General features: G+C 54.2%; 22 protein-coding genes and 1 tRNA gene. 10 read left to right on the forward strand and 13 right to left on the reverse strand.

What is annotated here, in order from left to right; translation table 11 throughout:
- The 4 genes from cydC to FFI90_RS04940 are packed head-to-tail and all read right to left on the reverse strand — an operon-like array spanning position 1 to position 5,760.
- On the reverse strand, positions 1-1,617 hold the full coding sequence (gene cydC / locus FFI90_RS04925; RefSeq protein ID WP_144776786.1) for a thiol reductant ABC exporter subunit CydC: 1,617 nt from the start codon (positions 1,615-1,617) through the stop codon (positions 1-3).
- Positions 1,610-3,325 carry a thiol reductant ABC exporter subunit CydD gene (gene cydD / locus FFI90_RS04930; protein WP_144776787.1) on the reverse strand — a complete coding sequence of 572 codons (1,716 nt, stop codon included), beginning with the start codon at positions 3,323-3,325 and terminating at the stop codon, positions 1,610-1,612. The genes cydC and cydD overlap by 8 nt, the downstream gene beginning before the upstream one ends.
- A complete protein-coding gene (gene cydB, locus FFI90_RS04935) occupies positions 3,326-4,327 on the reverse strand; it encodes a cytochrome d ubiquinol oxidase subunit II (RefSeq protein ID WP_144776788.1) in 1,002 nt (333 codons plus the stop codon). It lies immediately after the preceding gene.
- Positions 4,328-4,329: 2 nt separating this feature from the next.
- Complete coding sequence (locus FFI90_RS04940) at positions 4,330-5,760, reverse strand: cytochrome ubiquinol oxidase subunit I (protein WP_144776789.1); 1,431 nt, start codon at positions 5,758-5,760, stop codon at positions 4,330-4,332.
- Positions 5,761-5,944: 184 nt separating this feature from the next.
- Here FFI90_RS04940 and FFI90_RS04945 point away from each other — a divergent pair, with 184 nt between their 5' ends.
- From FFI90_RS04945 to FFI90_RS04965, 5 genes are all read left to right on the forward strand, one after another.
- Entirely contained in the window at positions 5,945-6,568 is a 624-nt protein-coding gene (locus FFI90_RS04945; protein ID WP_144776790.1) for a class I SAM-dependent methyltransferase, read from the forward strand.
- Positions 6,569-6,607: 39 nt separating this feature from the next.
- On the forward strand, positions 6,608-7,297 hold the full coding sequence (locus FFI90_RS04950; RefSeq protein WP_222120473.1) for a c-type cytochrome: 690 nt from the start codon (positions 6,608-6,610) through the stop codon (positions 7,295-7,297).
- Positions 7,297-8,256 carry a c-type cytochrome gene (locus FFI90_RS04955; protein WP_144776791.1) on the forward strand — a complete coding sequence of 320 codons (960 nt, stop codon included), beginning with the start codon at positions 7,297-7,299 and terminating at the stop codon, positions 8,254-8,256. The genes FFI90_RS04950 and FFI90_RS04955 overlap by 1 nt, the downstream gene beginning before the upstream one ends.
- Positions 8,257-8,352: 96 nt before the next feature.
- Positions 8,353-8,439 (forward strand) — tRNA-Leu (locus FFI90_RS04960).
- Between the two features lie 275 nt (positions 8,440-8,714).
- Positions 8,715-9,482 (forward strand): hypothetical protein, encoded by a 768-nt coding sequence (locus FFI90_RS04965; RefSeq protein WP_144776792.1) that lies wholly within the window; start codon positions 8,715-8,717, stop codon positions 9,480-9,482.
- 187 nt (positions 9,483-9,669) lie between these two features.
- Here the strand turns inward: FFI90_RS04965 and FFI90_RS20060 are convergent, their stop codons facing one another.
- Positions 9,670-9,813 carry a hypothetical protein gene (locus FFI90_RS20060; RefSeq protein WP_186317909.1) on the reverse strand — a complete coding sequence of 48 codons (144 nt, stop codon included), beginning with the start codon at positions 9,811-9,813 and terminating at the stop codon, positions 9,670-9,672.
- A 174-nt stretch (positions 9,814-9,987) separates the two neighbouring features.
- Here FFI90_RS20060 and FFI90_RS04970 point away from each other — a divergent pair, with 174 nt between their 5' ends.
- The gene (locus FFI90_RS04970; RefSeq protein ID WP_144776793.1) at positions 9,988-10,770 is read left to right on the forward strand and encodes an enoyl-CoA hydratase; all 783 of its coding nucleotides are present in this window, start codon (positions 9,988-9,990) and stop codon (positions 10,768-10,770) included.
- On the opposite strand, the gene FFI90_RS04975 is transcribed toward FFI90_RS04970, so the two are convergent.
- The 3 genes from FFI90_RS04975 to FFI90_RS04985 are packed head-to-tail and all read right to left on the reverse strand — an operon-like array spanning position 10,767 to position 12,967.
- Positions 10,767-11,261, reverse strand: coding sequence for a DUF192 domain-containing protein (locus tag FFI90_RS04975; protein ID WP_246123340.1), 495 nt, complete (start codon positions 11,259-11,261; stop codon positions 10,767-10,769). The two genes, FFI90_RS04970 and FFI90_RS04975, sit on opposite strands and share 4 nt — an antisense overlap.
- Positions 11,261-12,022, reverse strand: a complete 762-nt coding sequence (locus tag FFI90_RS04980; protein ID WP_144776794.1) for an ABC transporter permease — start codon at positions 12,020-12,022, stop codon at positions 11,261-11,263. Before FFI90_RS04980 ends, FFI90_RS04975 begins: the two co-directional genes overlap by 1 nt.
- Positions 12,023-12,034: 12 nt before the next feature.
- Complete coding sequence (locus tag FFI90_RS04985; protein ID WP_144776795.1) at positions 12,035-12,967, reverse strand: ABC transporter ATP-binding protein; 933 nt, start codon at positions 12,965-12,967, stop codon at positions 12,035-12,037.
- 133 nt (positions 12,968-13,100) lie between these two features.
- Here FFI90_RS04985 and FFI90_RS04990 point away from each other — a divergent pair, with 133 nt between their 5' ends.
- The 3 genes from FFI90_RS04990 to cls all read left to right on the forward strand — a co-directional run bounded on the left by FFI90_RS04990 (position 13,101) and on the right by cls (position 15,420).
- Positions 13,101-13,565, forward strand: coding sequence for a hypothetical protein (locus FFI90_RS04990; RefSeq protein WP_144776796.1), 465 nt, complete (start codon positions 13,101-13,103; stop codon positions 13,563-13,565).
- Between the two features lie 58 nt (positions 13,566-13,623).
- Complete coding sequence (locus tag FFI90_RS04995) at positions 13,624-13,926, forward strand: hypothetical protein (protein WP_144776797.1); 303 nt, start codon at positions 13,624-13,626, stop codon at positions 13,924-13,926.
- Positions 13,927-13,989: 63 nt separating this feature from the next.
- Positions 13,990-15,420 (forward strand): cardiolipin synthase, encoded by a 1,431-nt coding sequence (cls, locus tag FFI90_RS05000; protein WP_144776798.1) that lies wholly within the window; start codon positions 13,990-13,992, stop codon positions 15,418-15,420.
- A 24-nt stretch (positions 15,421-15,444) separates the two neighbouring features.
- Here the strand turns inward: cls and FFI90_RS05005 are convergent, their stop codons facing one another.
- The 3 genes from FFI90_RS05005 to FFI90_RS05015 are packed head-to-tail and all read right to left on the reverse strand — an operon-like array spanning position 15,445 to position 18,454.
- Positions 15,445-16,911, reverse strand: a complete 1,467-nt coding sequence (locus tag FFI90_RS05005; protein WP_144776799.1) for a PhnE/PtxC family ABC transporter permease — start codon at positions 16,909-16,911, stop codon at positions 15,445-15,447.
- A 17-nt stretch (positions 16,912-16,928) separates the two neighbouring features.
- Positions 16,929-17,579 carry a phosphonate ABC transporter ATP-binding protein gene (locus tag FFI90_RS05010; protein ID WP_144776800.1) on the reverse strand — a complete coding sequence of 217 codons (651 nt, stop codon included), beginning with the start codon at positions 17,577-17,579 and terminating at the stop codon, positions 16,929-16,931.
- On the reverse strand, positions 17,579-18,454 hold the full coding sequence (locus FFI90_RS05015) for a putative selenate ABC transporter substrate-binding protein (RefSeq protein WP_222120474.1): 876 nt from the start codon (positions 18,452-18,454) through the stop codon (positions 17,579-17,581). Before FFI90_RS05015 ends, FFI90_RS05010 begins: the two co-directional genes overlap by 1 nt.
- Positions 18,455-18,661: 207 nt before the next feature.
- Between FFI90_RS05015 and senB the strand changes: the two genes are divergently transcribed.
- The gene (gene senB / locus FFI90_RS05020; RefSeq protein ID WP_246123343.1) at positions 18,662-19,636 is read left to right on the forward strand and encodes a selenoneine biosynthesis selenosugar synthase SenB; all 975 of its coding nucleotides are present in this window, start codon (positions 18,662-18,664) and stop codon (positions 19,634-19,636) included.
- A 2-nt stretch (positions 19,637-19,638) separates the two neighbouring features.
- On the opposite strand, the gene selD is transcribed toward senB, so the two are convergent.
- Together selD and FFI90_RS05030 are read right to left on the reverse strand one after the other, a co-directional pair.
- Positions 19,639-21,915, reverse strand: a complete 2,277-nt coding sequence (selD, locus tag FFI90_RS05025; RefSeq protein WP_144776802.1) for a selenide, water dikinase SelD — start codon at positions 21,913-21,915, stop codon at positions 19,639-19,641.
- Positions 21,915-22,568 (reverse strand): helix-hairpin-helix domain-containing protein, encoded by a 654-nt coding sequence (locus FFI90_RS05030; RefSeq protein ID WP_144776803.1) that lies wholly within the window; start codon positions 22,566-22,568, stop codon positions 21,915-21,917. Before FFI90_RS05030 ends, selD begins: the two co-directional genes overlap by 1 nt.
- Positions 22,569-22,582 lie beyond the last annotated feature (14 nt).

The raw sequence follows: 22,582 nt of genomic DNA on the forward strand, positions 1-22,582 counted from the left end.
TTAAAGCCCCAGCTGAACCACGCGGTCGGTGCCCGGCAGGGCATCCGGCGCGTGTGCCAGGCTGATAACTGTTTTGCCTTCAAGCCAGGCATCTATTTGCAGGGTAATCTTTTCTCTTGTGACCCTATCCACCCCGGTAAACGGCTCGTCCAGCACCAACAGAGGGGCAGGGCTCAGAAGCACCCGGGCAAGGGCAACACGTCGCGCCTCGCCGCCGGACAGCCGGCTACCCGAACTCCCGAGCCAGGTATCGAGCTGATCTCCCTCCGAACGAAACCGCTCAGCCAAATCAACCCTCTCCAGAATCCGCCAAAGTTCCGCATCGGTGGCACTGGGTGAAGCCAGTAACAGATTGGCCCTCAAGGTATCTTCGAACAACACGGTTTGCTGGGTGAGATAGGCGCACGGCAGATTGGCGCAGGCACCACTTGAAGGCATCAAAAGCCCCGAAAAAACGTCTGCCAGGGAGGATTTGCCACTTCCGGAATGTCCCAAAATACCCACGCGCTCGCCTGTTTTTACCTGAAGATCAAAGTGCGTGAAAAGCGGTGCGTTTTCAGGATATTTAACCGCAAGATCATTTGCCACAAGGGCGGCACCTTCAGGCAGGACAGTGGTCGCTGCAGCAACACTGAAAGCATCTTCCCTGCAATCCCGATTCAGGCGTGCGGCAGAAGCTTGCGTAGCACCCAGCTTGCCAAAAGCTTCCGGCAGCATGCCGTAGACTTCAGCGAGCCCAAGCAGCGCAATAGGTATTAAAACCAGAACCGGCCCGGAAATCTCGCCCGAGCGAAACAAAGCAAAACCGCTCCAAAGCGCAAACACTGCGGCCAGATTAATCAGCAAATTCGAACCAGCTTGATGCCAGCCAATGCGGCAATCTGCCTTAACCTGCTGGGATGAGGACTGGTGTGCCTGACGCAGAAGCCATGCACCGTGTTTGCCGGTGCGGCCGGCGGCGGTCAGTTCGGCAAAACCCTCCAGATGTTCAATAACTGCAGTGCGCAACGATTCTTGCTGATCACTCTGGCGTGATGTGACCTTTGCGGTACGCAGATAAACAGCCAGCGTCGCCAACAGAAATGCGACTCCAAGTATCAGCGCGATTCCGCTAGCGATCGCACTATTAAAAAGCACCGCTGGCAGAACAATTACAAGTAAGGTGACAAAAGCAGCAAGTGCGGCAGGTGCAATCAGGCGCAGGTAGAGGGTATCCAGCGCGTCAACATCATTGGTCAGGCGCGACAGCCACTGCGCACCTGTTAGCTCGCGCCTTCGAACACGGCCAACAGAGGCCAGTTCGCGAAACAGGGCGACACGAATATCGGTTAAAAGCCTCAACACTGTATCGTGATTATACAACCGCTCCAGATAACGGGAGACCGTACGGGAAACTGCAAAAAAACGTATACCGCCGCCAGGTACATACAAGTTGATGGTGGCCGGCAGGCTGGCCGCAAGCAGAAGGCCAACCAGTGCTGTTTCAGTGATAAACCAGCCAGAGAGCGCCAACAGCCCAAGACCGGAGAGCAGGGCGGCCAGCATCAACAAGGCGCCGATACAAAGCCTTCCAGGGCGTGCAGAGATCAGCTTCAGCCAGGGTTTTAGTTCAGACATCTGTCACCTCCCCGCCGGAGACCAAAAGCACCCGGTTAGCCAAAGCCAGAAGCGCGTAGTGATGGGTGGAGAAAATGAGCGTTTTGCCCGCCAGAGCCAGCTTGTGCAGCGCCTCCAGCACAAAGATTTCACTGTCGCTGTCGAGACCGGCGGTGGGTTCATCTAGAAGAATCACGTCGTAATCCGCCACGAAAATTCTCGCCAGGCTCAAGCGTCGTGCCTGGCCTCCGGAAAGCCCCTGGCCATCCTCAGAAACCGTGCTGAAAATACCTTCCTTACGACTATCCAGCAGAGGGCCAAGACCGACATTACGCAGCGCGGTTTCAATAGCCACATCGGATACATCCGGGCTGGTGAGCCGAAGGTTATCGGCCCAGGTTCCGTGAACGAGAAAACCACTCTGGCCGAGCCAGCCAAAGGCGAAGCTTCCAGCCTGTTTGCCAAATAGATCGATGTTGCCGTTATCCGGCGTAAGAAAACCCGCCAAAAGATGCAATAGGGTGGACTTGCCACTACCGGAGGGGCCGGTGAGAGCAATAACCTCGCCTTTGCGAATGCTCAGCGAGACATCTCTGAGTATTGGATGGTCAGCGCGGAGAGCAAGCGATACAGAATTCAGTTCAACCGACTCTCGGTGCGTAAGCGGGTTGCTGACTGAAAGCCGTTTGTCGATTGTGTCTTCGGTAGCGCCCGCCAAAGGATTGGGTGCTGGCTCATCACCAAGCCTTGCCAGAATCTCTGCGCCAGCGCCGAGAGCAGCAGCGCGGTCATGATAGCACTGGGAAAGCGTGCGCAACGGCTGAAAGAACTCTGGCGCAAGCAGCAGAATCAACAGGCCGGAAAACAGCGTGAGATCGGAGGATGGCCCATAGGTGATATACCCCAGAAGACCAAAACCGATGTAGATGGCTATTACGGCGATGGCAACGGAAGCGAAAAACTCCAGAACCGCCGATGATAGAAACGCAACACGAAGGGTTTTCAGCGTAATCCTGCGGTAGTGATCTGACCTTTGCTGGATCAACTCCGCAGCGCCGTCAGTTTGCCCGAACAGCTGTAACGTGGTCAGCCCTCGAACCTTATCCAGGAATTGGCCAGAGAGCCGGCTGATAGTCTCGAAGTGCTGTTGGTTCAGCTTCTCTGCACCCATACCAACGAGCGCCATAAACAAAGGAATAAGCGGAGCTGAAAGAAGCAGGAAAATTCCTGCGAGCCAGTCGAGATAGAACACAAGTACCAGAATTATCAAAGGCACGATAAGAGACAGCGCCATCTGGGGAAGGAAGCGGGCGAAGTAGCCATGCAGAGCATCAACGTGGTCAATCCACTCCCGCGCCAAGCTTCCTGCAGACGTTTGGCCAAGTAGGAGGGGGCCGCGGTGGCGCCAGTGCTGGTGAATCTGCCTACGGGCGGTGCGGCGCACCTGTTCACTGCATCGTGCGGCGAGATGGGTCTGAACGCCTTGGGCAACCGCACGAAATACGATTGCCAGAACAAGCCCGGTAAAAAGCGGCGCCAGCACTGATGATGACGCTTTTTCGATCACACCAAGATGAACAATTCGGGCCAGAAATATCATCTGAACGATGGTAGCAATACCAGCAAAGGTGCCGGCAGCAACCGAGCCCTGAATCCAACGCCGGTTTCCGCTGGCAAGCCCCGAGAGCCAGCGCTTTACAGCACCGCTCTCAACCTGCAATTCGGTCACTTAGTGATAGCCCTCGCCGGCACGTACCTTGCCCCGGAAAACCCAGTAGGTCCAGGCTGTGTAAGCCAGTACAAAAGGAATAACAATCACCAGGCCTATCAGCAGGAACATCTGCGAGTTGTAAGCCGAGGCCGCATCCCACACCGTATAATCAGGCGGCACAAGATACGGCCAGCGGCTGACAATAAGCCCCAGATAGGTGGTTATAAACAGCCCCATGGTGGCCACAAATGGCATGCCTTCCATACGGTTACGCACAGCCCGGAAAATCTGGAACGCGCACAACAGAGTCAGTACTGGCAGCACCCAGATTACACTCAGGTTGCTGAACCAGCGGTCTCGCACCATATCGTCAATGAACGGGGTCCACACGCTGATGATACCGAAGACCACAAGCACCGCGACGAGCAGGGGCAGGGTGACCCTGTAAGCCCAATCCTGCAAGCGACCTTCGGTTTTCATAATCAGCCAGGTAGAGCCCAACAAAGCGTAGCCCGCAATAAGCCCGAGGCCTGTCAGCACACTAAAGGGCGTAAGCCAGTCAAAAGCGCCGCCGGTGAAAACGCCATTAGCGGTTTCATAGCCCTGAATATAGGTTCCGACGACTACGCCTTGGGCGAACGCGGCCAAGGTGGAGCCTCCGGCGAACGCCCAGTTCCACAGATATCGCGAGCTGCGCGCCTTGAAGCGGAACTCGAATGCAATGCCACGGAAAATCAGGCCAGACAACATCAGGAAAACACCGATGTACAACGCCGGCAGCAAAATGCTGTAAACCAACGGGAAGGCTCCCAGAAGCCCCGCCCCGCCGAGCACCAGCCAGGTTTCATTGCCGTCCCACACAGGCGCAACAGTGTTCATCATCGTATCCCGATCCTGCTCCGACGGGGCGAAGGGGAACAGAATTCCCACCCCCAGATCGAAGCCGTCCATCAACACATACATGATGACGCCAAAACCGATGATAAATGCCCAGATCAAAACAAGATCAAAGTGTTCCATAATCAGTGATCTCCCTGGCTGGCTGGATTGGATTTCGAGTCTTCATGCATTTCAAAAGGCACATGGCTGGCAGAGAGGGGGCGCTTTGGCCGCTCGGCCTGTTCCGGCGCTTCGTCGTAATCAACCTCAAGCCCTACGTAGAGCACGCGCATCAAGTAATAAACGCCGGCTGAGAACACCAGAGAGTAAACCACCACATAACCAATCAGAGTGAAGAGTGCCATGCCGCCGGTGAGCGAAGGTGTTACCGCTTCCGCCTGGGTCATCATGCCGTACACCAGCCACGGCCCACGACCAATCTCGGTCACAAACCAGCCCGCGAGCACGGCAATGAAGGGCGTAACGCTCATAAAACGCATCCCCTGAAGGAACCAGCGGGTTCGCCAGAAACGATCGCCAACCCGCAGTGCCAGACCCACAATAGCGAACAGGATCATCAGCAACCCGAGACCAACCATAACCCGGAACGACCAGAACACAATGGCCACAGGCGGCTGCTCCTCTACTGAAACCTCCTCAAGGCCTGGCACTTCGCCATTCCAGTCATGCGTCAGAATGAGACTGGCGACGCCCGGAATACCGATTTCGAAAAGGTTAGTCTGGTTTTCCTGATCAGGAATGGCAAATAACAGTAAGGGAACATTCCGTGAGGTTTCCCAGTTGCCCTCCATTGCGGCCACTTTCATGGGCTGGTGCTCAAGGGTATTAAGCCCGTGAAAATCACCAACGACCGCTTGCGTGGGGGCAAGAAACAAGAGTAACCACAGACACATTGAGAGTGCCTTGCGATTGGCTTCTACTTCACGCCCCTTCAGCAAATACCAGGCGCTGACGCCAGCGACGACGAAGCCGCCAGTAAGGAAAGAGGCCATAACCATGTGCGCAAAACGGTACTTGAAGGACGGGTTAAAGATCGCCTCGCTCCAGGAGGTTACGAAGAACACGCCGTCCCGCAGTTCAGTGCCGGCAGGGGTGTGCATCCAGCTGTTTGCTGAAAGAATCCAGAACGAAGAGATGAAAGTGCCGGTCGCGACCATAACTGCCGCAAACAGGTGAACACCCGCAGGAACACGATCCCGACCGAAAAGTAGCACGCCGAGAAAAGCAGCTTCGAGAAAAAAGGCCGTAATGACCTCATAGCTCAGCATTGGGCCGAGAAAGTTAGCCGAAGCCTGGGCAAAGTTACTCCAGTTGGTACCGAACTGGAACGACATCACAATGCCGGAGACAACACCCATACCAAAGACCACGGCAAACACCTTGGTCCAGAACGAAGAAAGCTTCATCCATACCGGGTTTTTCGTTTTGAACGAAAGCCCCTCAAGTACAGCAATATAGGAAGCGAGGCCGATGGTAAACACCGGGAAAATGGCGTGAAATGACACGACAAACGCGAACTGGATTCGCGATAGGATGAGAGGATCTAGTTCCATAGGAACACTCCGGTAATGTAAACGTCACAATAAACGAGCCCAGCAAACCCGCTCAGCCGCTGTCCTAGCTTTAATTGTTATATTGTTATTACCGACAGATGAGAGTCATGCTACGGGATATGATAGCAAAACCCATAGGGCAGATTGTCGCACCCATTGATTTAAAACAATTATGGTGAACAGCATGAGCTTTTACGAAGAACGAATCCTGCCACACATCATAGATCGCGCCTGCTCAATGGGCCAGGTTATGAAGTTGCGCAGCCAGCTTGTGCCGCTCGCAAAAGGCCGCGTGCTTGAGGTGGGAATGGGCTCGGGTATTAATCTGGAGTTCTACAATCCGGACACCGTTGAGATCGTCTACGGACTGGAACCTTCGGAGGGGATGCGGCGCAAAGCATTGCCAAGCCTGAAGCGCTCGCCAATACGCGTAGAGTGGCTGAGCCTGCCGGGCGAGCAAATCCCTTTGGATGACAACAGCGTGGATACCATTTTGCTTACCTTCACTCTGTGCACCATACCCGACTGGAACACTGCGCTTCTGCAAATGAAGCGGGTACTGAAGCCCGGGGGGGAGCTCCTGTTCCTGGAACACGGCGAAGCGCCCCATGAAAACACCCGCAAATGGCAACACCGGATTACACCCGGTTGGAAAAAGCTCGCCGGTGGTTGCCACCTGAACCGCCACATTGCTGATCTGATCCGACATGCAGGGTTTGAGTTAACGGAACTGGAAAATCTTTACATGCCCAGCACACCAAAAATCGCCGGCTATATTTATAAGGGGATCGCACGGAAGCCTAGCTAAATGCTTCAGCGTAAATATGCCAAAGGCAGGAGCACAACAATGACCAAAACGATGAGAGCCGCTTTATCTCTGCTTGCAGTTACCGTCGCGCTGAATACAGGTGTAGCAGTTGCCGCCGGGGATACAGCACGCGGTGAGAACATTGCAACACAGGGTAATGGCGCAGGGGCTCTGGCTTGTACTACCTGCCATGGACCGGATGGCAAGGGCAATGCTGCCGCTGGCTTTCCGGACATTGCTGGCCTTAACGCCGATTATCTCAGCAAGCAACTTCATGATTACGCCGAAGGCACACGTAAAAGCCCGATTATGCAACCTTTTGCCACAGCGTTAACAGAGGACGATATTCAGTCGTTATCAGCCTACTACCAGAGCCTTCAGTCGCCAGTTTCCGCCGTTGCTTATCGAGCGCCAGACCCGGCCAACCAAGGCGAGTGGCTGGCCTTGCGGGGTGACTGGGATAATCTCATACCGGCTTGCAACCAGTGTCACGGCCCCAACGGTATGGGCGTTGGAAATTCGTTTCCGGCGCTCGCAGGGCAACATGCCAGTTATCTGAAGGGCCAGATTCTTGCCTGGCGTAACGGCACCCGCAATAACGACCCTAATCATTTGATGAAGGGAATCGCCGACCGACTCAGCGAACAACAGATCTCAGCCATCACCGAATACTACGCAGCTCTGCCAGAGCAACTGGCTGGGCAGGCCGAAGAAAAGGAGAATCGCTAATGAACCTATGCAAATCATTTCTGTCGGTTGCAGCGATCTCCTTGCCGGTGTTGGTGGTATCAACACTGGTTCACGCGGCAGAACCTGAAGTGGACTACCAGAAACAGCTGCCTGCAGCACCTGAAGGCCAGATCACCTTTGAACCGCCACAAGAGCGGGATATACCCGACAACCAGTACGGCGACATGGTACGCAAGGGGCGAGACCTGTTCGTTAATACACAGCAGTTGCGTGGCAAAAACGTGTTTAACGGCCAGAACTGCGTCAACTGTCACCTGGACGCCGGCCGTATAGCCAGCTCCGCCCCCATGTGGGCAGCTTTTGGCATGTATCCCGCGTACCGAGGTAAAAATGACAAGGTCAATACCCTGAGTGAACGCCTCCAGGGTTGCTTTACCTACTCCATGAACGGCATTCCCCCAGAAGCCGGTGATGAAACCCTGGTGGCGATGGAAACCTATTTCCACTGGCTATCAACGGGCGCGCCCATCAACCAGGCCCTGCCTGGCCGTGGTTACACCAAACTTGAAAAGCCGGAAGACGGTTATGACCGGGAGCACGGCGCCAAGCTCTACACCGAGCAATGTGCTGTGTGCCATGGTGATGATGGCAGCGGCCAGGAGGTGGCAGGGCAGGTGGTCTTCCCGCCGCTATGGGGTGATGGAGCTTACAACTGGGGAGCAGGTATGCACCGCGTAAATACCGCTGCCGGATTTATCAAAGCCAATATGCCTTTGGGCAAGCCCGACTCCCTGAGTAATCAGGATGCCTGGGACCTGGCCGCCTTCGTCAACAGCCATGAGCGCCCTCAGGACCCACGCCGTCGCAATCAGGAATCACTGGACAGCACCGCCAACACCTTTCACAACCACGATGGCTTCTATGGCAAGGAAGTAGAAGGCAAACGGTTGGGTGATCACGACAACTACGGCGAAAACCCTGGAGTTGCCAGTAAATAAACCCAAAGCGCCATCAGCACCGCCAGCTGACGGCGTTTTGAATTGCGTTATCGCCCAAGGCCTTATACAATTCTGGCCCTCAAAACCTCCCCGAATGCTCCGGTGGTGGAATTGGTAGACACAAGAGACTTAAAATCTCTCGACCTCACGGTCGTGCCGGTTCGATTCCGGCCCGGAGCACCAGATATGTCAGTAAGTTATACCTTCAGGCGGGCGATCCTGCTTTCCCCACACACAGGCCATCAACCAATGTCCTGCTCCCCGCTTTGGCCTAGGCTCTGAATTCTCGTTTCTCGGGTAGAGTTTCTATGCGGTTTCCATTTTTAATAAAAATCAATTTAGATTCAATTGCCTATGCCTAAAGCATAAGGTGCTGGCTAATAATCAGATTTCTTGGTCATTGCGATTACAGCGGTATGACCTAAGCTGGAAAAGGGCTTTTACCAAGAGGTATTCGAATGTTGACGGAAATCAAGCAAGCCACTATCGGAATTCTTACTGTCTTCTCTGCGCTCACGCTCGGAGCGTGTGGCGGCAGTGGTAGCGATGATCCTGGCAGTTCAGCCGCTGAGCTGAAGTCAGGTGTATACCACATCGGCAGGCTATTTTCGGACGGGTCCGCCAAGGAAGGCCTTAGTTTGATTAGTCCGACGGGTAACTTCGTCGCCAATTTGGATACCAGGTCTTATACTTTCGGTAACGTAGCGTTTTCTGCCTCTGGAAAGATTTCGGGTGAAATCGTTGAATACATATTGAGCCCTCCATGGAAGCTAACCAACGGGACTCTATCCGGACAAGTTGTGTCCTCAGTCCAGGCGGATCTGGGCGCTCAGAGCGGGAACTTGACCACGACGAGTGTACTTCTGCGAAATACCGATTTTAACGGCTTAGGGGTAATGACCTTTGAGGCGATGTCTGGGACATACACTATGTCCAGTCCAGATAACATATCCTCGATAACAATAAACTCCAATGGTGATATTACGGGCGGGGATCAAGCTGGCTGCGCTTTCAATGGAGAAGTCGTCATCCCTGATAAAACCATTAATGTTTTTGAAGTGAGGTATACAGCTGAAAACTGCCCCGCAGATTCCGATGAAGATGCGTTGGCTGAGGATCGAAACGGTGATTTTTTCGGCCTTGGCTTTCTTAGCCCTTCGGGCGATGAAGCCACATTTTTCAGTCGCAATGGCACCGTAGGGTGGATGTTCAAGGGCACAAGATAATCGTCCTCTGTGCTTGCTGTAACCTGCTCAACGTGCAGCAAGCACCCCCCTTCTTTCTTATCGACTATCCACCCTCTTAACTAATGAGAGGGGTGTACCGGTGCCGCTTCAGTCAGATCTATTTCCCTGAGCCGTGCCGGCCCGGAAGAACCATTGTTTTGAACTTCTTACCCGTCTTTTCGTTCCATCAAGGCTCATCCTGCTCCGGCAGTGGCTGAATGCTGTTAATGTCACCGGTAGGCACTGCTGGCTCGTCGATCATGATCACGTAGATGCCGCCCGCAATAATTGCGACAGCAACAATTGCCTTGATGAGGTTGGAGTTGAACATTGGCTTCTCCTGCTTCTGACTTCGTAGGTTCTGGTATAGAGCCTAAGGGCACTAACCAGTTATAACAACCCGTTGCGCCGCGTTCTACAAAAGTCGCTTCGACAGTCTCCGGTTCCTGGCCGATACTGATTGCTTTAAACAGCTCTGAATTTCCAGGACACAAGGTGGCCACTTATGACAGATCTCCTGACGCGAAATACCGACGACAGTGGTATTACAACGCTCACACTAAATCAGCCCGACCGGCGTAACAGCCTTTCCATGGCCATGCTGGATGCTCTGTCTGAGGCACTGACGGCTCTTGCAACGGACGATGCCACGCGGGTGGTGGTTTTAGCTGCAGCGGGCAAGGTGTTCTGTGCGGGGCATGATCTCAAGGAAATCCGTGGCCAGTTGGATAGCCAGGAGTTTCAGTTGGCACTGTTTAACCGGTGCAGTGAGGTGATGCAGCAGATTGTGAATCTGCCAAAGCCGGTGATCGCTCGTGTGGCGGGTATCGCAACAGCGGCGGGGTGTCAGTTGGTGGCAAGCTGCGATCTTGCGGTGGCTGCTGATTCTTCGCGTTTCGCAACACCGGGTGTAAATATCGGGCTGTTTTGCTCAACCCCTATGGTAGCGCTGTCCCGTAATGTGTCTCGCAAGCATGCGATGGAAATGTTGCTCACCGGTGAGATGATAAGCGCCGCTAGAGCGGAACAGCTTGGGCTGGTAAACCGGATTGTAGATGAGTCGTTGCTGGATGAAACGGTCTACACAATGGCCCGCACGATTGCCGAAAAATCCGGACATACACTGAAGATTGGCAAAGGGGCTTTCTACCGGCAGGTGGAAATGCCGCTGGCGGAGGCTTACGACTATACGGCGAAAGTCATGGCGGAAAACATGCGTGCAGACGATGCGCGTGAGGGTATCTGTGCATTTCTGGATAAGCGCAAGCCTGAGTGGAGAGACAGCTAGGGAGTGCAGTTATTCGCGCTGAGCTCGAGTCGGTCCCCGGCAGCAATTCCGTGCGCCTTGAAAAAACCGGCATTCATTTCGACAGCGGAGACAAATTCAACGCCGGCCGGATAGCTCGGGCATCTGGCACCATTGGACGATGCACATGGCGGCATATTACGAATGTTGCCGATTACGCCGTTCCTATCAAGGTAAGCAATATCAAGGGGGATGAGGGTCTGGAACATCCAGAAGCCATGATCTGGGCCTTGCCGCTCCTGGTACTGAAACAGCATGCCTGAATTGGCGGCGAGGAATTCTCTGCCCATCAACCCTTTCTGTCTTTCCCGGGGAGCCTTTGCGAGCTCAAGGTTGACATTGACAGCGCGGGATCCGGTCACGAAGCACCCTGCGGCAACCGGCAATCCGGTTGCTTGCTCTTCGGCCCCGGTGCCAGCAGAACATCCTGCCAGCATGGCTGAAAGACAGAGCAGGGCGCAGTTGGCACGCATCAGGTACGCAACCTGTATCCGGTTTTGAATATCCACCAGATACCGCTCATGCAAGCGAGTAGAAACAGCAGGGTCATACCTACGCTGATTCCCACGTGCACGTCTGAAACGCCGTAAAATGCCCAGCGAAATCCGCTTATCAGGTACACCACCGGATTGAAAAGGCTAATGGTCTGCCAGATTTCAGGAAGCATATCGATGGAATAGAAGGTGCCGCCAAGGAAGGTCAGTGGAGTTACAATCATCATGGGCACAATCTGAAGCTTTTCGAAGCCGTCGGCCCATATACCGATGATGAATCCGAACATGCTGAAGGTTACAGCTGTCAGTATCAGGAAGGACAGCATCCAGAACGGGTGCAGAACGCTGTAATCCACAAACAGCCTTGCTGTGGCCAGGATGATTAGCCCCAGTATCACCGACTTGGTTGCCGCAGCGCCCACATAGCCCAGCACTACCTCAACGTATGACACAGGAGCAGACAAAACTTCGTAAATCGTGCCGGAGAATTTCGGCATATAAATGCCAAATGAAGCGTTGGAGATGCTTTGCATCAACAGGGAAAGCATAACCAGCCCGGGAATGATGTACGCGGCGTATTCGATGTTATCGATATTGCCCATGCGCGAGCCAATGGCCGATCCGAAGACGACAAAATACAGGCAAGTAGAGATAACGGGCGAGAGCACGCTTTGCATAAGTGTGCGGCGCATGCGCGACATTTCAAAGTTGTAGATGGCTTTTACACCGTAAAAATTCATGCGTTTCTCCAGTTAACCCGCGGCTTGTTCATGCACCAGGCCGACAAAAATCTCTTCCAGGGAACTTTCCCGGGTGCGCAGATCACGGTATTCAATACCAATATCCCCGAGGGTGCGCAGCAAACGGGCCACGCCGGCCTGTTCTTGCTGGGAATCGAACGTGTAGATCAACTCGTAGCCATCTTCGGACAGTTCCACGGGCTCCAGGATGAGCTCTCCCGGCACCTTGTCGAGTTTGTTTTGCAGGTGCAGGCGAAGCTCTTTCTTCCCCAGCTTGCTCATCAGCTGATCCTTATCCTCCACCAGAATGATCTCGCCCTGGCGAATAACCCCGATACGATCTGCCATTTCTTCGGCTTCTTCGATGTAGTGGGTCGTAAGAATGATGGTTACGCCGTCTTCCCGTAGCTTTCGAACCATCTCCCACATATCCCGGCGCAGCTCTACGTCGACGCCTGCGGTGGGCTCGTCCAGGAACAGTATCCGGGGTTCATGAGAGAGGGCCTTGGCGATCATCAGGCGGCGCTTCATACCGCCCGAAAGGGTCATGATGCGATTATTGCGTTTTTCCCACAGAGACAGGTCCCTGAGCACTTTTTCAATGTGTGCAGGATTGGGGGCTTTGCCGAACAGGCCCCGACTGAATGACACGGCGTTCCAGACCGTTTCAAACGAATCGGTATTCAGCTCCTGTGGCACCAATCCAATGGACCCGCGGGCTTTTCGGTAGTCTTTTACAATATCGTGGCCAGCAGCTCTCACTTCTCCGGAAGACAAGTTGGTAATGCCGCAAATGATGCTGATCATTGTGGTTTTGCCCGCCCCGTTGGGGCCGAGCAGGGCAAAAATCTCGCCCCGGTTTATGTCCAGATTGATATTTTTGAGGGCCTGGAAGCCGCCCTCATAAACCTTGTTGAGGTTCTTGACCGAAATATCCGGTTGCACGGGTGTATCCTGTTCGTGAAAGTGGGTCGGATATGAAAGCGCAGCATTTTCTCATGTCTGGCGCCGGTTTAGAAATTTTGCCTTGAGGTCGATAGTGTCCATAATGCCTCATCGGATTCAATTGGGCGTGGGTATGTTACGAGCAATAGTGGTTGCGGGTATCATTGTAAGCATAATTTTATTGGGTCTGTTTGGCTTCCGGTGGCTGCAAACCGCACAAAACGAAGCCCCCGGTGCCGGCAAGGCTGTTTGTGATCTGCTGGCCGGGCCTTGTGAGTGGCAAACGGAAACCGGGCTCTGGAAAGTCGATCTCGACGTTATGGTCGAAGGCGAACAGGGCAAAGAATACCGGCTAACCGTACACGCACCGAAAGCGCCGGAGCGGTTTCTGGCGGTATTGCGCGGCGAATCCATGTACATGGGAGAATACCCGGTACCACTGCGACGTGAAGACGATGGCCAGTATTCCGCGCAGTTTGCTGCGCCACTTTGCACAACGGGCTCCGAGATGGTCTGGCGTGTAGATCTGCAACAAGGCCAACAGCCACTTCCAGAAACTGCTCCACTAAAGCTGATCTTCCGGGCAGGGGATCACTAATGCTGGCGGGAAGGTGTAGAATCCTGCCGGACGTGAAGCCAACTTCAGAGAAATCGTGATGGATTACGGGGAAAGTGTACAAAAGGTGCTTTTGCGGAAAATCCGAAAAGCGGAACAGGATCTTGCTCAGTTAAAGCTGGACTACTGCCGCTTTGTTTTCGGCCTTACTCATCGGGCCCGGGTTGTTTCAGGTGGCATTCCGTATCTCGTTCTGTCAGTTGATGTGGAGTCCATGGCAACAACAGAAGAGGGCGGGTTCACACGCCCAAGGGTGGCTGGAGTTTCTGCAGTCTCACCGGATCAGGCAGAGGCGACCGAGCTTGGAACTGATTGGACTCTGGAGCAGAGCCGCCAAGATTGACGAGAATGCCCTGGACGGGGAATTTGACCGTTGTTCGGGTTTTGTATCCTCAAAGGAAGCCTGATGGGCGCTATTCTTTTACTCCACACATGCCTGGTCATTTTATTCACTACCCGGATTCTTCTCCGCGATGACCTTTCGCCCCCGGGAAGGTTGGCCTGGTTCGTCATACTTAACCTTTTGCCCTATTTCGGTAGTGCAATGTATTTCCTCTTTGGCGAAACTGACCTTGGCAACCGTGCGGATAAGCGACACAAAGAAATCTTCGAAGAAATAAGAGCCAAAGCCTCCTGGTTTATGGGAGAGGCGACCAGCACAGAGAAACTGATCGACCCGGTTTACCTCTCGGCATTCCAGTATGCGGGCTCGATTAATGGCTTTCATCCCTCCATGGGAAATGCCGCCGAACTGATGGCTGACGGCAACGAAACCCTTACCCGGATGGTCGCCGACATTGATGCCGCCATTGATCACGTGCACGTGCTGTATTACATATGGCTTGATGACAATACCGGCCATGCCATCGCCGAGGCGTTGATACGCGCAGCCCACAGAGGCATTGCATGCCGCGCTATGGCGGACGGCCTGGGGTCACGTGCGATGATTAACTCTGCGCTCTGGCAGCGGATGAGAGAGGCAGGCGTCCATCTTGCTGTCGCGCTATCGTTGAAGCACCCGATCCGCACCATCCTGACCAGCCGGCTGGACCTTCGTAACCACCGCAAGATCACAGTAATTGATTCACGCATCACTTATTGCGGCAGCCGAAATTCTGCTGACCCGGAATTTCTGGTTAAAGCGAAATACGCGCCCTGGGTTGATATTATGCTCCGCTTTACCGGACCGGTCGTGGTTCAGAATCAGCTGCTGTTTGCCAGCGACTGGATGCAGGCCACCAACGAATCCCTGGATGGCATTACCTTGTCTCAAGGCCCCACCGAGGGAGGGTTCCCTGCGCAAGTCATGGGCGTGGGACCAACAGAACGCCACGGAGCCACGCCCCAACTCTTTGCAAACCTGATCGCCTGCGCCCAGAACAGGCTGACACTGACCACGCCGTATTTTGTTCCTGATGCAACAGTTCTTGAAGCTCTGTGCGCAACCGCCTATCGGGGTGTGTCGGTTACGCTAATATTCCCTAAGGTAAATGACAGTTTGATTGTCGCTGCCGCCAGTCGCAGTTACTACCACCGGCTACTCGATGCAGGTTGCATTATCCATGAGTTCAAGGGCGGACTCCTTCATGCGAAAACCCTCACGATCGATGGGAAGATCAGTCTGATCGGGTCTTCAAATCTCGATTTGCGCAGCTTTGATCTGAATTATGAAAACAACATTCTTCTGCAGGACGAGGCCACGACGCTGGCAATTGAAGAACGGCAGCAGACTTACGTCAGCCGTTCTGAAGTGGTCACCTTGCCAACGGTTCTTGCCTGGCACTACCACCAAAGAATATGGCACAACGTTATCGCAACCATCGGCCCGGTTCTTTAAAACCAGGGCCGCCGGGAACGGGTTTCAGCAGGTCGGCATGGTTTGCAGTGCCAGCTTGCGACGGATATATCGACCAAGCGTATCAACACCGATGTTGAGCAGGGCGGTTACCAGAATCAGCACCATAGCGCGATCAAACCGGATGTTCTGTATGGCACTGTCGACATAGAACCCGAGTGTGTAAATGCCCAGAATGCCCAGAATGGCCGTTTCCCGCATGATAATTTCCCAGCGGTAGAACAGAAACGCCAGAAACGAGCGGTACACACGAGGCACCAACTCCCAGCTATACCGGTTAAACCCGGTTGCGGCATCGGCGCGGAGCTTGATGGAATTGGTTTGCCGGCCAATCAGATGGCCGATAATCCCGCCGTTGTGCAGCGCCAGCGCAACGACCGCAGGCAGCATTGAGGGGCCCCAAAGCTGCAGCAGAATGTACGCAAGAATATACTCCGGCGTAGATCGGGCAATCACCAGAGCGACATGCCCTGCGTTACGCCGCAAAGGCCCTCCGAAGTGGTTGGAAATCAGAGGAAAGGCCAACAACGAGAGAATCCCCGTAGCCACCAACGCAATCTGGGTGAGCACAATGGTGTTCCAGATTCCCGGCATGGCCTCGTTGATCATCAGATCATTCAGCCAGGGCATAAGCCCCGTCAAACCTTCGCCGTTTCGCAGCGGCGCGGGCACAATGTCTTCGGTGAAAAAGCGTTCTACGTTGCCCCACACAATCGGAAGGCCCTCGCCCAGAAAGAAGGGGGCCCCCAATACGTACACCGGCAGAAGCTTTGGCCGCACCCAGAATGGCATGGTGGCGATCAACACATAAAACAGAATCAGCATGGCACCGGCGTCGGAATACAAACCCTGGGAGAACGACGCCTCCAGATAAAAGCCGAGTGTTGGCAGACCTACGAAGCCAAGTATCGCACTTGAGCGCAGGCCGCACTCCAACCGGTAGGAGGTATAGGTGCGCATTTTTACCCAGCAATCCGGAATACGCGTGTAGAGAAACGCTGTGATATTTCCTGTGCCAGGAGGCAGTACACGACCCGGCTCCGGATCGGCTTCTTCCAGAATCTCGGAGTAGACCTTGGCAAATATGCCGGCGTAAGGAATGGCAATCGCCAGCACGCCTGTGAGTGGATGAAATCCGAAAAATTGCAGGAAGATCAGCGCCCAGAAGAGCTCGTGAATGGCGCGAACAAAGGCGGAGAAAATCCGCACGGGTAACGATTTATAAACCAGCGCCAGCAGGAACCCGCAGACGCTACCAAGAGCAACCCCCACAAACGCGAAGGCTACTGTTCTCAACAGCGCGGTCATCAGACCTTCACTACTGAAAAAATTGGGCGTTATGACGCCAAGGAAAAAGTTACCCAGATCCCGCCATGGGTTTGATGCGGTGATGGCAATATCCGCGAACAGCAAACCCACCAAAGCAATGGCGAGGAAAATAAGGCTGGTACGAACCGTTGGGGAAGAGAGCATGAAACGGGCCGTGTTACCTAGTAAAGAGACATGATGTCTGAAGCTGCAAGCTTTTCGCTAGGCCGGTCCAAGGCAATTTGACCGTCGTGTATGCCAACGATCCTTGTGCAATAGCTAAGGGCCAACTCTACATCGTGTAGCGCAATAATGCTGGTTGAGAAGCGATCCCGAAGATGTGTCATGACTGAGTTAGCCATGGGGCCATCAAGAGCGGAAACCGGCTCATCGGCAAGCAGTACCGGCGCGTTCCTATAGAGGGCCCGAGCAATGGCTACGCGCTGTCGTTGGCCACCGGAAAGCGAAGCTGTGGGCGTCCATAGCTTCTCGGTCATTCCGAGGGACTGCAACAGTGAGTGCACCTCAGAACGATCTTTCGCGAACGGGCGGGCGAGCGTTATGGTGTTGTACCAGGTTGAGTGCTTGTCCAGCTGCCCCATAAATACGTTATGGAATACCGAAAGAGCGTTCACCAGCCCCAGATCCTGCGGGATCAGAGAGGAAGCCCGGTCAACCCGCTCGTGAATCAGCCGGATAAGCGTAGATTTTCCCGCACCGCTTTTACCCACGAGCGCAATCCTGTCGCCCGGATTAACGTTCAGCGACAGCGGGCCAATGACCCGTTTGCCGCTGAATGAGGCCGTAAGGCCGGAAAGATCGAAACCTGACATCAATCGAGGATTCCAATCTCTTCAGCTGTTTTACGGATCGGCTCGTAATCGTCGTTGGAGGCAGGAATAAAGCCTGAACGCGGAAAGCTCTCCAGAAGCTCCGGGTCGTCGAGATTCAACAGCGCTTCGGTAACGCGCTGCTTGAAGCCCTCACCAAACCGGTCATCCACATCACCACGGATTGTCCACTGATAGTCCGGGTAGGCAGGAGTTCTCCAGATGACCTGGACAGCATCGGTATCGATGTTTCCGTCGCTCAGTTCTTTTTCCCAAACCTGGAAGTTAAGTGCGCCTACATCATAGGTTCCGGCTTCGACCAGACGAAGGGTGCGGGTGTGGTTACCACTGAAGCCAACGCGCGAGAAGAAGTCTTCAGGGTTCTCACCAAAGGTGTCGCGCACGTAGAATTCCGGCATGAGTCGACCAGATGTTGAGCCCTTGGAGCCAAAGGTAAAGGTTTTACCCTGCAGCTGGTCCTTCAGCTCGGAAAGCTCGTCGGCTGACTCGATGCCTGTATTGGTATTGGCTATAAAGTAGGTCTCGAAGGCTTCGTCTTCCACACCTTGGGCGATGGCTTCAGAGCCCGGCACCAGCCTGCGCGCCTGCACACCTGAAAGGCCACCGAACCATGCCAGCTGGACCTGATTGTTACGGAACGCTGAAACTGCCGCCGCATAGGATTTGACCGGAATGTATCGTACATCCACATTCAGTTGCTCAGAGAGATAATCCGCCACACCGCGGAATCGCTCTACGAGTTTCGTTTCGTCTTCATCGGGGATCGCAGTGAATACGAACGTTTCAGCCGTTGCCGCAGCAGCGGTGAAACAGAACAAGCTGGAAACCATCAACTTCCGTATAAGATTCAAAGCCATTTGAAATCCTTGATCGGTTATGTGATTGATAAAGCGGAGGTGCAGGATACTCTTATTCCCCTCAACCCTGAACAGCTATACGGATTAAGGGTTTAAATGGGTCAAGCATCCGGGCACTATTCTTACGACTTTCCATGCAAGTCTATCAAATTTCCATCCCGGCCCTGAAAGGGTCTCGTTATACCAAAGGGCGCTATGGATATCATCATGATCACACCAGCAGGCCCGGGCTCGAAAGCCGGCAACAGAGCAACAGCAGAGCGTTGGCAGACGTTGCTGGAACAAGCGGGGCATAAAGTCTCTGTTGTTACCGCTTACAACGGTGAGGCTTGTGATCTTTTCATTGCTCTGCACGCCTGGCGCAGCCATGAGGCCGTTCGCCTTTTCAGGGACACCTGGCCCGGCAAGCCTTTGGTTGTAGCACTGACTGGAACAGATATCTACCGGTACCAGTACGAGCATCCCGAGCAAACCCTCTATTCCATGCAAACGGCTGACGCGCTGATCGGCTTGCATGCACTGGTTGGTCACGATATTCCAGAGAGTGTCAGGAACAAACTCGTTACGCTGTTTCAGTCAGCCGAACAGCCTGGCGACCTGACTGTAGGAGCTGCTTCCGATTCGTTTCACTTTGATGTGTGCGTTATCGGCCACCTTCGGGATGAGAAAGATTCCCTTCGGGCTGCTCTGGCATCCCGGCTGTTACCCTTCGAATCGCGAGTTCGCGTTTTCTGCGCCGGCAAGCCCCACGATGCGAATTGGGAAAATCTTGCGAAACAGGAAACGCAGGAGAACCCCCGCTTCAGATGGCTCGGAGAGCTGGAAAAAGGGCAGACAGCCAAGTTGATGGCCGATAGCCAATTACTGGTGATGAGTTCAGTCATGGAAGGTGGGGCGAACGTTGTGTCAGAAGCCTGCCGTAACGGCCTGCCAGTTATTGCCTCGGATATTTCGGGGAATATCGGGCTGCTTGGAGAGGATTACGCAGGTTACTATCCGGTAGGGGATACGCAAGCGCTTGCCGAAATACTCGTGCGTGCGGAAGGTGATACGGAGTTTTTGGAGAAATTGCGCAAACAGGTTGGCCAGCTTGCCAGCCTGTTTACGCCGGAAAAAGAGCAGGAATCCCTGGAGCAAGCGCTGTCCCTTGCGGTACGGCACAGCTCCGGAAGAAGCCTTTAAACTCATTCTTTTAGTGTGATGGGCTCGATCGGCCCGCTTTCATCCTGAGGCAAAACCCGCCCGATGACTGCGGTGTGTGGGTAACCCAGGGCTTTGAGCTCCCGGACACAATCTTCCGCCTTGTCGGCCGAGACACTTGCCAGCAAGCCACCGGCAGTCTGTGGATCAAAGATCAGCGCATAGCGTGGGTGTTTGACCCACTTTTCCTGATCCCGGATACCACGGCGCAGCCGTATATTGGCTGGCTGCAGGGAGCTGAGAATGCCGGCTGCTGCCGTTTCCTCCGCACCTGGCAGAATGGGGATTGCCGAGAGATCCAGCTCGGCGTCCACGCCTGAGGGTCGAGTCATTTCAACCAAGTGGCCCAGCAAGCCGAAGCCGGTTACATCTGTACAGGCTTTTGAGCCGAAGCTGCGCAGACAATCTGCGGCTTTCTTGTTCGACTGCACCATGGAGGCGAGGGCCGAATCAATCCAACGACCTTTCGCGGCCAAGCGTGCGTGAGCGGCAAACAAAGTCCCTGTGCCAATGGGTTTGGTGAGGATCAGAATATCACCGGCCCGCAAGCCACCTTTGCTCATCACTTCATCTGGATCAATCAGACCATTAACAGCGAAACCCAGAGCAAGCTCGCGGCCTTCACCCGTGTGGCCGCCAACCAACGCACAACCGGCTTCATTCAACACATCCACAGCACCAGACATCATCTGGAAAACCACGTCTTCCACTTTGGACTCAATACCGTAAGGCACCGTGGCCACCGCAGTCGCACTCTGGGCTTCAGCACCCATGGCAAAAACGTCACCCAGGGCGTGGTTGGCAGCAACGCGACCAAACGTGTAAGGGTCATCAATAAAGGCGCGGAAGAAATCCACGGTATGTACTACCGCTTTGCCGGGTGGAACCCGTAGAACGGCTGCGTCATCCGGCGCGTGCAGGCCAATCAGAATGTCGTCTCGCTCAATAGGTCGGAGTTCACCCAGCGCTCTTGAAAGCACCGTACTGCCAACCTTGGCCCCACAACCCCCACAACGCATGGCAACCGCGGATATCGCCTGGGAGGCTTCCTCGGGATTTTGCGCTGCAGCGGTATCGGGCAGAACACCCCCTTCATCCATATCCGGGAGGTCTGTAAACTTCTGCATGAAGCGACGGTCTATCCAGTCCTTCCAGCGCCAAACCAAAGCGCCATCAAACTGCATGTCACCGCGAGAGGCGACAGCGTATTTGTCCCCCGTGCTGATCAGAGCCAACCACTTTTTCTGAGGGTGAAAATCTTTCGGCGTTTGGCCCAAAGCCATGCGTTTCAGGTTATCTGCCAGAGGCGGGCCCTGGCGCACTGCAAACACACCGGCTTTTTCGCGGGGGTGATTGACGACATTGGCAATATCGCCCGCAGCGAATATGTTGTCATCATTTTCAACCTGCAGGGTGTCCCGCACCCTGAGGAACAGCCCGTCATCCAGCGCCAGACCGGTTTCCTCCAACCAGGTCGGGCCGCCGGCTCGAGTTACCCAGAGAACTTCGTCTGTCTGCAAGGATTCGCCAGCGGCCGTGCGTAAAAACCCTTCACTGACTTTTTCTACTGGTGAGCCGAGATGTAACTTTACCCCACGTTCGGAGAGGGTCTTCCGAAAGATCTCGCGCACTTTTTCATTGTGAGTGGGGAGAATTTCATTGGCAGCATCAAATAAGTGGAAATGCAGCTGGCCGGGATCCCGGCCACGCTGTTCCAACTCGTTTCTGAGTCGGTACTGCATTGCCAGCGTCAGCTCAACACCACCAGCACCCGCGCCCACAATACCAATCGTGAGCGGCCCTTCATGATTTTCTATGCGTGAAAGAAGGGCGAGCCAGCGGTTATTGAAACCTGTAATTGGCTTGACCGGCACCGCGTACTGCGACGCCCCTTCCACTTCATTCACTCTGGGGGATGAACCGATATTGATCGACAGTATGTCGTAAGGCACATCAGGCCGGCCTTTACAGATTACCCGCTTGCTGGAGCGATCAATACCAGAGGCTTCGGCCCGGTAAAAGCGTGCACCTGCATACTCTGCCAGGCGGCTAAGATCGATGTGTACATCGTCGTAGCTGTAGTGTCCTGCCACGTAGCCAGGCAGCATTCCGGAGTAGGGCGTGTGGGTATCGCGGCAAATGAGGGTCAGCCGAACGCCGGGAACCGGTTTCATTGCAAACCGTTTGAGTACCCCGACGTGGCTGTGCCCGCCGCCAATCAGGACAATGTCCCGTAAAACAGGCTGGTCAGGCGTTCGCATCAGTTAATTTTCTTGGCTTCGGCACTGAGTTGATCAAATCCTTTGATATTCGAGAAAGCATTCAGCTTTTCCTGATCAGCCGTCGATGGGTTGGCAATCTGATCGATGGATGTGATTCCGGCTTCTTTCATCTTTTTGGCGGTCGCCGGTCCGACGCCCTTCACCAGCGTGAGATCGCTTTTATCCACCGGCTTTGGAGTCTTGGCAGCAGGTGCTTTCGCAGGTGCTTTCTTTGCAGCAGGCTTTTTGGCCGGCGCTTTTTTAGGCGTTGCTTTTTTCGCTGCGGGCTTATTGGCAGAGGTGCTTGCCTTAGCCGCTTTCGCTTTGTTGCTGTCTTTTTTACTTTCTTTTTCAGCCTTGCGGATGTCTTCTTTCGAAGCAACGCCCAGACGTTCAAGAATGTTGGTTTGCAGTTCGTGGAACTCGTCCAGACGACGCTCGAATTCGTCATTAAAACGTTTCATTTCCCGCTCGCGCACTTCATCAACTTCTTTAAGAAGTTTGCGAATCGGATCCTGAACCTGATGTTGCAGTGTATCGAGCTGCTTCATCGCATCGCTGACCAGACCTTCGATCTGGGATGAGGTTTTCTCAAATTCCTTGTTAACTTTTTTTACGATCTTTTCAACACTCGCTTTGGCTTTCTTCGCCATGAGATTGTCTCCTT

Origin of the sequence: Marinobacter maritimus (assembly GCF_007671675.1) — a bacterium.
Classification (GTDB): Bacteria; Pseudomonadota; Gammaproteobacteria; order Pseudomonadales; family Oleiphilaceae; genus Marinobacter; species Marinobacter maritimus.